The organism is Microcoleus sp. A2-C3 (genome assembly GCF_036706065.1).
In the GTDB taxonomy this organism is placed as follows: domain Bacteria; phylum Cyanobacteriota; class Cyanobacteriia; order Cyanobacteriales; family Microcoleaceae; genus Microcoleus.
On sequence record NZ_JAUBVX010000057.1, the window covers coordinates 1 to 8,167 of the forward strand.

Genomic DNA, 8,167 nt, shown 5'->3' on the forward strand with positions numbered 1-8,167 from the left:
TGCGAGAAACTACAGAAAGACCAGAAGCAATTGCTGGCGGAACCGCTAAACTTGTCGGTACGAATTCTGATACAATTTTCATAGCAGCGGCAGAATTACTCAGTGATTCTACAGCTTACGACGCAATGGCAATGGCAATCAATCCCTTTGGCGACGGGTTAGCCGCCTCCCGGATTTTGAAAATTGTTGAAGACTACTTCTCTAATTAAAAACTAATCCTAAAATAGGTTTGTAGTGAGGACTTTAGTCCGCATCCATCACAGGACTAAATTCCTCACTACAAACCAATATGATTGCGTTAATTCTAGGGAAAATGATCTAATTCACAATCGAATAAAGTGCGCCGAATAGCACCTTAGAACTATTACCAATCTCCACCGCCGCCGCCACCACCAGAGTCGCTACTGCTGCTGCTGTAGTCGCTACTGCTGCTGCTGCTGTAGTCGCTACTGCTACTGCTGTAGTCGCCGCCGCCACTACTAGAGTCGCTACTGCTACTGCTGCTGTAGTCGCCGCCCGCACCGCCACCGCTGGAGTCGCCACCACCAAAGCTACCTCCGCAGTCGCTGCTGCTAATGCTATAATCGCCACCCGCACCGCCACCGCTGGAGTCGCCACCACCAAAGCTACCTCCGCAGTCGCTGTTGCTAATACTGTAGTCGCTGCTATTAGTGCTGTAGTAGCCACCGCAATCATCGCTACTACTGTTACTGCTGTAGTCGTTAGTGCTACTGTAATCGATGTTGTTACTGCTGTAGTAGCCACCCCCACCGTAATAGTTGTGGCTGTTACTGCTGTAATTGCGATTGTTACTGGTGTAATTACGCGGATAACGGCGGTGGCGGTAACGAGATATCCGAGAAAATAAGCTGCGAAATATCCTGAAGATAATGAAGCAAGGTATAAATGCTATGAATGCTATGAATAACAACCCAAGTAAGCCATAGATTAAATTCGATGAATCTTCACCTGTGGACTTACTATTGCTAATAACTGGCGATTCAGCAGGTATTGGCGACGGTGTTAGCGCTTGAGATGGTACTATGGGAGCCAAGGGCAGCACGTTTTGAGATTGCACGTTTGCGATCGGAGTTTGTAAAACATTAACTAACGCCTTTGTCCCCGCCAATGTACCCCCGTCAAAGTCCTGCTGTTTAAATCTGGGCGTAATCTCCGTTTGAATAATACTTACCGTTTTCGCATCGGGCAAAAGGCTTTGAATCCCCGAACCAGTCTCAATCTGAACACGGCGTTCTCCAGATGAAATCAACAATAAAACTCCGTTATTTTTACCTTTCTTGCCAATTCCCCAAAAGTTAAATAATTCTGTAGAAAATGCCTTTGGTGTCGCCGATGGCTTGGTATCAGGCACTGTCACCACTGCGATTTCTGAGCCATTTTTTGCCTCCAACTCCGCAATCATCTGATTTAGCTGAGTTTCCGTACTATCACTGAGAATATTGGCTCTATCTGTTACCCAAGTATGATTTACTTGGCGGGGATTCGGTACTTCTTGTACTGTTATAGCTTGACTCGCTACCGGAAATGCAATTGCCGAGAAGCACAGCAAACTGCTAAAAATTATTTGTTTTTTGCTGGATTGTAATTGCATCGTTTCAGTCTCCTGAATAAGTGCCAATCAAAAAATTAAATAGATATGTCCGCCTAATTACAATTAAATAACCAGCTTCCTGTTATGTCAATTCATATTATTCAGAAGTTCGATTCATAAAAGTCATATTTTTAGCGGTTTCTGCACCTTACAGTTATACTCCTAGACGCACGGGTGGGCAGAAACCGGGTTTTTAACCAAGATAATTGCTCACAACCGTGAATTTCGGTTCAAAAACCCGGTTTATTAGTGGGCGAGTGCGATCGCCCACTAATTTAGATATATTTAAGGAGAGGGAATTTGTGGCACAAAATTGCTGCTGCCTTTATAACCGGATAAAAGAGCAAGTTTTTCCAAAGATTGTCTGCCGGTGTAATATTTTCCCCGAATTTCCCAAGTGGGATAAGCTTGAATCTTAGCAGCTTTGCACAAATCCGGTTGAGCATCTTTGCCCCTGGGATCGCACTCAATGTAAGTAATCGCGGTAAATGCTTCTTTGCCGAAAAGTTCTTGTTGCGTGTGACAGTGAGGACACCAGTAAGCACCGTACATTCTAGCTTTGATGGTCTGCAAATGGGTTGCTAAAGCTATTTGATCCGGCACTGATTCGCTAGTAATCGGCGGCGCTTCTTGTTCGGTGACAGGCAATTTGACAGGAGCAGAAGGCGGAGGAGGAGGGGGCGTTTGTGCTAAAGTTTGAGTGGATTGGTTGCTGAAGCTTAACTGTGCAATTCCTCCGTCTGCTTTGGTACTGCCGAAAATCCCCAGAGTTAGGAAAATTGCGATCGCACAAAAGTTGAATTTGCTTACTTTCATCTTGAATTTCATCTGGGATTTGCTAGGATTTCGCGAGCTTGATTCATAGCCTCTACAGCATTGTGTACCACAAAAATGTTAATTTTGCCTAAATTTTTAAAGAAAAGTTGACTTTCCAAGCTATGATTTAACAAAATAACTTGCTTGTGAGCTTTGAGGGCGAGGGCAATTTCCGAAGCTGTACCCGCGCCCGTACCGCAGGCAATTATCACATCTGAAGAAAGAATATTAATGTTATTTCTGGCGTTTCCCATATCGGTGACAATGGCAATATCGACAGCTTCGGAAATGCCGCGAGTATCGTTTCCCGGAAGGATGCCAATTGTTAAACCGTTAGCTGATTTTGCACCTTTGTTGGCGGCATCCATCACGCCGACATTTCTGCCGCCAGTTAGCAATATCCATCCTGTTTCGGCGATGAGTTGTCCGAGTTTATAGGCGTTTTCTAAGTCGGTTGATGTGGCACTTTCGCCTGGGCCCATGATGCCAATGATAGTTTTTTTCATAGTTTGGGATAATATGGTGTTATTGATATTTGCTATTTTTTTTTGCACGATAGACGAAGGTATGTTATCATAAAAATACTTGCATCCTAAACAAAGCTTTTTAAACAACTAACTTGGGTAAAGTTCCTAGTATTGTTACTATGAAAGAGCAAACATTTACACTAGATGAGTCTCAGATCAAATTTTTAGAACTCTGTCAAAACTATGGATTTAAAGATCCTAGTGAATTGGTGAGAATAGCGATTCAACGGTTGGAGTTAGCGTTAGAAGCCCAGCAGTTAGAAGAATCGGCGATGCTTTATGCGGAACTTTATGCAGAAGATACAGAGTTACAGGAATTGGCAGAATTAGGTTTAGAAGAATGTGTGTAGTGTTTTCAATAAAAAGGTGATAGAAGATGAGTATCGCTAAAAGTCCTGAAACCAAGCTGATCGAAAAAATTCGTAGCTTACCGCCCGATAAAATTACGGTATTAGAAGATTTCCTCGACTTCCTTCTAACTCGAAGTGACGATAGTCTTCTAACTTATAGTGCGACTAAACTCTCCGAAGCAGCTTTTGCTAAAATTTGGGATAACCCAGAGGATGCAGAATATGACGAGTTATAATTTTGGTGATGTGGTTTTAGTTCCGTTTCCTTTTACCGATCAAACGACTAATAAAAAGCGTCCAGCCGTTGTGGTTAGTTCCGATGTCTATAATGCAGAATATCCCGATCGCATTCTGATGGGCATAACCAGTCAAGTTAGCAGTAGCCCGAAAGCCGGTGATATCACGATCGCAGATTGGCGAGGGGCTGGGCTTTTAAAAGCTTCTATGATTAAGCCTGTTATTACGACAATTGAGAAACAACTGATTATCAAAAAACTGGGAAGGCTTCAAAATGTAGATATCCAGTCTTTGAAAGAGGGATTGATTGGAATTATAGGTAATAATTGAGCGATCGCCCTTTGCGGATAGTTCCAAAATGGCGCATCCTATTTCCTTTGAGGAGATTCTACCAGTTCTGATTCCTGAAGACGTTGCGATAATAGGCAATCTTCAAAGCTGAAAGCTTCTGAGTCTAGAAAACTAGCGATCGCCATTTCGATCGCAGATTCGAGAGAGCATTCTAGCTGCGTAGCTTTTTCCATCAGGGCGACTTTCACATAGTCAGGCAAATGGGTCATCAGCGAATGAATAGCTTCTGGTGGCAAGTGTTGGATGTTGAGGGTATGATTCATTGTTCTCTGGGATAGCTGAATTTGAATCTCGGAGAGAAAAGAAGAGCGCTCTTTTTAGCAACCGCAACAGATGCCTGATGGACGCGGATGGAATAATGGCGACTAAATGAACTATAATTACTAAAATAAAGATCAGCTGCACTTTATCTATAATCGAATTATGACTGTTATTGAACAAATCTACGCGATCGTCAAAACCCTTCCCCAAAACCAAGCTAGCGAAATTCTCACTTTCGCTGAGTTTATTCGTGCCAAGTACCTGAATGCAAACCAATCCACCGAGACAGTAGATTCTTTAACTTCTTGGCAGGAATTGGTTTATTCCCTCGCTGGAGCGTGGGCAGATGACTTTCCGACTCTGGAAGAGATTCGTACCGAGTCGGGGGAAGACATTTTGCGGGAGAGCTTTTAGATGTACATTTTGGATACAAATACATTAATATACTACTTCAAAGGACAAGGACAAGTTGCCCAAAACCTTGCCAATATACCTCCTCAAGAAATTGGTATTTCCACGATCGTCTTGTTTGAATTGCAAGTTGGTATTGCTAAATCTACTTCACCCGCAAAACGCACTGAACAACTTTAGCAACTCTTGAGCCGAGTTAATCTTGTTCCTTTCGATCGCGATTCTGCTGTTGCTGCTGCCACAATCCGCGCTCAATTGGAGCAACAAGGCACTCCCATCGGGCCGATAGATGTTTTGATTGCAGGGACAGCTTTAGCATTTCAAGCAACTCTTGTTACTCACAATGTCAAGGAGTTTTCGAGAGTTGCAGGACTTGCGATCGCGGACTGGTATTGAGTATTTGGCATCATCAAGTACGGCTGGTTGTTGTTCAAAATTAAAGTACATAAATTGTAGAAACAGCTTATATAATTGACTTGCCAAAAGCAGGTATTTGATAACACGGCGATCGCCCTTTGCGGAGAGTTCCAAAAGGGCGATGATTATCGAATCTAGCTATCGGGATACTTCCCAGTCGGTAATCGCTTGAGTTTGCCATTGCTCATCGCATCCTAAATCGAGTTCGTCAACTAGCTTGCAAGCTTCTGCTAAAGCTTGGTTTTCTTGCTGTTTTCGCCATTGTTGCAAGAGTGATTCTATCAAAGCGCTGGGGTTTTGAACTTTTTGATTGATGTATGTGAGTAAGTCTTCTGGCAAGCAGATAGAGATGTCGTTCATTGGTTAATAAGAATATTTTTTTGTGACTATTCTAGCAATAATTGGCTGAACCGGCAATTTTTTGTTAGTTGAATGCGAGAAGGGAAGGGCGATCGCCCTTTCGGATAGTTCCAAAAGGGATCTCGCACTTTCCAATTTTCTCAAAAATGGGTTTATGCTGCTTCCACTTGTAGCCGACTTTCTACTCGTTCGTATTCATCTTCTAACAGCCAGAGTTTAGCTTCTTGATAACTTGAACTGGCAAATACGATCTGATAATTTTGAGCAGGATCGTAGATAGAGCTATTACCTGAATTGTCACCCAATAAAATTAGGACGTAAGGTGGTGATGCTGTCGGATCTACCCATAATTCTGTGAAGTCCCAGTTATCGGCTAGGTTTGGTTCTGGGGATGACATGATATTTATCTCCTTTAATTTTAATTTCTCCGTAGTACAGTGGTATTCTACTATCGCTGTCAAGTCTGTAGCCAATGGGGTCAGGAAAATAGAGACCATAACGCTCGTGACCGCGAATTACGCCTATAAACTCTCCATTGGCGATGATAGCTTGAGCTACGTTTTCCATTGTAGCTCGATCGTTAAAGATATGAACGCTACCTTCTTGTTGAAGTAGCTTTTGCATTTGATGAGTATCGGGTAGATGTTTCGCAATATGTTTGGTGTCGATGCTTAGTTCGCGGTTAATTCCGGTCATAAATTAAGCGGCTATCAAACATATTATTTATACCATGATTTCACTTGATAAGTATTGATTTGAGAAAAAACGAGATCCCTTTTCGGATAGTTCCAAAAGGTATCTCGCTTTTATTGTTGGTGAGAGTTAGCAGAGGCCGATCGCACTTTCGTCTCAAACAAAAGAAGATCGCCCTTTCGGATAGTTCCAAAAGGGATCTCGCTTTTATTGTTGGTGAGAGTGAGTGTCGGGCGATCGCACTTTCGTCTCAAATAAAATGGGATAGCCCTTTGCGGATAGTTCCAAAAGGGATATCGCCCTTGTTTGGGGAAAGGGCGATCGCCTATTTATTGATAACACGCTATGTTTTAAATGTTATAGCCATGTGAGCTATCATTAGGCAGAATATGACACTGGTTAATATGGTACTACATCCTTTAAAACCCAAGAATTATCACCTTTTTTCTGTGGTATAAGTTTTGCTTCCCATTGATTGCCATAATCAATATTCCAGGGTTTTCCACTTGAATTCATTCTGTCAAGTCCAAAAATGTCCCCATTTGAGGAAACAGTCTTATCCTTAGCTTCTTTGAGCATACTTACAAATAGATCCACAACAGCGCCATGTTTAGCTTCTTCATTCTTCCACCAATCACCTGCTACAATCTCTGGAAATTCCACATTGAATGACTCTTCTGCTGTTTTGGCACGATCTAGATCGCCAAGAAAGCTACTATAGAACCCCCAAGCCCAGGAAGAGTTGTCACTAAATTTCACATCACTTCCTTTGTAAGACCCGTTAAATGCGATTGTGCTAGCTGGATCGAGAGCAACAATATCATTTACGCCTCCTTTTACATTCTTAGCAATTTCCGCTGCTACATAAGAGCCAAGGCTATGACCAATGATGTTAATATTGCCAGTAGTTATACCCCAAGAGTTTAGTTTTTCACCTGCTGCTTTACCCACTTCATCAATCCAGGCAGCAGCCTTGTCAACATCCTTGTTTTTAGCAACTTCACCCCAGTCAAGTAAAAATATTTGAGCATCAGCCGAATATTCCTTAACTCCACTCAGTAACTTTTGAGGTACTTCGTTATATGAGTTATTTTGGAAACCATGAACAATTACCCAAGTAGGAATATTAGAAATAGTTTCTGATCCGCTGAAATTCTTGAGTTGAGCCTTCTTGTATTGTCCTATATCTAAAGATCCATCATCAATGGGTGTTACTCCAATTGTATTGATGCCAAGATCACCAAAACCTCCCAAATTACCAGGACTAGAACTGCCACTCGAAGGCACACGGATAAATTGAGAGGGAGATGAGGCTGAAATAGTTTCAGTCTTGTACAAGTAATCAGCAGCACTACCACTATTAGGAGTGTAACTTGACTGGGAAATCAGAATCGTTCCACCAGGATTCACCTTTTCAACTACCGCAACGTGACCATTTTCCCACTGGGCAATGTCACCAACTTGAGCGTCTTTCGACATAAAAATGCCAGCGGCAGCAGCTTGATTATCCCATTCATTGGCATTCCCACGCAGCTTATTTAAAGCCGTTGTATTGTACCCTAACTGCTGTAAACGACCGTTGACATACCAAGTACAATTACCCAGAGCACTGCCTAAATTGGTAGATGATGGATTAGTCGATGCGGGCGCGTATCCTGACTGCCAGAAAATGTTATTTTCACGATAAGCAGGTAGATTGAAATTAGGCATTGTTACGCCTAGTTGATTGCCAATATTAGTCGGTGTCTTAGGTAGCGTTGTCCCGTAACGATAAGCAGTTGCTTTACTCCCATTCCAATAAATGTAACCATCCTCAAAGTATTGAAGTATATTTCCATTTCCCAGACCCTTTTCGCCACTTTTAGGCTCACCTAACCAGCCTTCCAATCCACCATTTTTTAAGAATGTCTGACGAATACCACCGTAAAGCGGGAAGGTTCCATACTGGCTGCTGACGATCGACCCATTCTCAAATTTCTGATAACTCGCACCATTATAATTGGTGACATCAGAAATGGGATTGCCCAAAGTCCCTTGATAATTCTGGAAAACTGGGTAGAAATTGCCACCGACGGTGTGACCGTTGAGATTAATTGAATTAGATGGCTGCGTTGGGCCTGGATTGGTGATGA

General features: G+C 42.5%; 13 protein-coding genes and 1 pseudogene. 6 read left to right on the forward strand and 8 right to left on the reverse strand.

All coding sequences use genetic code 11. The features are described 5' to 3' along the window. A partial coding sequence (locus QUB66_RS24375) for a UDP-N-acetylglucosamine 2-epimerase (RefSeq protein ID WP_332970041.1) occupies nt 1-209 on the forward strand: 209 nt, incomplete at its 5' end. 155 nt (nt 210-364) lie between these two features. Here the strand turns inward: QUB66_RS24375 and QUB66_RS24380 are convergent. The 3 genes from QUB66_RS24380 to QUB66_RS24390 all read right to left on the reverse strand — a co-directional run bounded on the left by QUB66_RS24380 (nt 365) and on the right by QUB66_RS24390 (nt 2,934). Beyond that, complete coding sequence (locus QUB66_RS24380) at nt 365-1,612, reverse strand: TPM domain-containing protein (protein ID WP_332970040.1); 1,248 nt, start codon at nt 1,610-1,612, stop codon at nt 365-367. A 285-nt stretch (nt 1,613-1,897) separates the two neighbouring features. Continuing rightward, complete coding sequence (locus tag QUB66_RS24385) at nt 1,898-2,428, reverse strand: hypothetical protein (protein WP_332970039.1); 531 nt, start codon at nt 2,426-2,428, stop codon at nt 1,898-1,900. An 8-nt stretch (nt 2,429-2,436) separates the two neighbouring features. Further along, a complete protein-coding gene (locus tag QUB66_RS24390; RefSeq protein WP_332970038.1) occupies nt 2,437-2,934 on the reverse strand; it encodes a TIGR00725 family protein in 498 nt (165 codons plus the stop codon). Nucleotides 2,935-3,074: 140 nt separating this feature from the next. Here QUB66_RS24390 and QUB66_RS24395 point away from each other — a divergent pair, with 140 nt between their 5' ends. The 3 genes from QUB66_RS24395 to QUB66_RS24405 are packed head-to-tail and all read left to right on the forward strand — an operon-like array spanning nt 3,075 to nt 3,872. Continuing rightward, nucleotides 3,075-3,305, forward strand: a complete 231-nt coding sequence (locus QUB66_RS24395) for a hypothetical protein (protein ID WP_265239560.1) — start codon at nt 3,075-3,077, stop codon at nt 3,303-3,305. Nucleotides 3,306-3,331: 26 nt separating this feature from the next. Beyond that, nucleotides 3,332-3,541 (forward strand): DUF2281 domain-containing protein, encoded by a 210-nt coding sequence (locus QUB66_RS24400; RefSeq protein WP_265239559.1) that lies wholly within the window; start codon nt 3,332-3,334, stop codon nt 3,539-3,541. Beyond that, the gene (locus QUB66_RS24405; RefSeq protein WP_265239558.1) at nt 3,528-3,872 is read left to right on the forward strand and encodes a type II toxin-antitoxin system PemK/MazF family toxin; all 345 of its coding nucleotides are present in this window, start codon (nt 3,528-3,530) and stop codon (nt 3,870-3,872) included. Before QUB66_RS24400 ends, QUB66_RS24405 begins: the two co-directional genes overlap by 14 nt. A gap of 38 nt (nt 3,873-3,910) precedes the next feature. Here QUB66_RS24405 and QUB66_RS24410 read toward each other — a convergent pair whose 3' ends face one another. Next, nucleotides 3,911-4,156 (reverse strand): hypothetical protein, encoded by a 246-nt coding sequence (locus tag QUB66_RS24410; protein ID WP_265239553.1) that lies wholly within the window; start codon nt 4,154-4,156, stop codon nt 3,911-3,913. Nucleotides 4,157-4,316: 160 nt separating this feature from the next. Here QUB66_RS24410 and QUB66_RS24415 point away from each other — a divergent pair, with 160 nt between their 5' ends. Together QUB66_RS24415 and QUB66_RS24420 are read left to right on the forward strand one after the other, a co-directional pair. Beyond that, nucleotides 4,317-4,568 carry a DUF2281 domain-containing protein gene (locus tag QUB66_RS24415; protein ID WP_332970037.1) on the forward strand — a complete coding sequence of 84 codons (252 nt, stop codon included), beginning with the start codon at nt 4,317-4,319 and terminating at the stop codon, nt 4,566-4,568. Beyond that, nucleotides 4,569-4,961 (forward strand): annotated as a pseudogene (locus QUB66_RS24420) (type II toxin-antitoxin system VapC family toxin). It begins immediately after the preceding gene. Nucleotides 4,962-5,120: 159 nt separating this feature from the next. Here the strand turns inward: QUB66_RS24420 and QUB66_RS24425 are convergent. The 4 genes from QUB66_RS24425 to QUB66_RS24440 form a co-directional block, all read right to left on the reverse strand. After that, nucleotides 5,121-5,342 carry a hypothetical protein gene (locus tag QUB66_RS24425; protein WP_332970036.1) on the reverse strand — a complete coding sequence of 74 codons (222 nt, stop codon included), beginning with the start codon at nt 5,340-5,342 and terminating at the stop codon, nt 5,121-5,123. Nucleotides 5,343-5,494: 152 nt separating this feature from the next. Next, a complete protein-coding gene (locus QUB66_RS24430; protein ID WP_332970035.1) occupies nt 5,495-5,740 on the reverse strand; it encodes a hypothetical protein in 246 nt (81 codons plus the stop codon). Continuing rightward, a complete protein-coding gene (locus tag QUB66_RS24435) occupies nt 5,709-6,038 on the reverse strand; it encodes a DUF6972 family protein (RefSeq protein WP_332970034.1) in 330 nt (109 codons plus the stop codon). Before QUB66_RS24435 ends, QUB66_RS24430 begins: the two co-directional genes overlap by 32 nt. Nucleotides 6,039-6,434: 396 nt before the next feature. After that, the coding region (locus tag QUB66_RS24440; protein WP_332970033.1) for a CHAP domain-containing protein at nt 6,435-8,167 on the reverse strand (1,733 nt) is incomplete at its 5' end.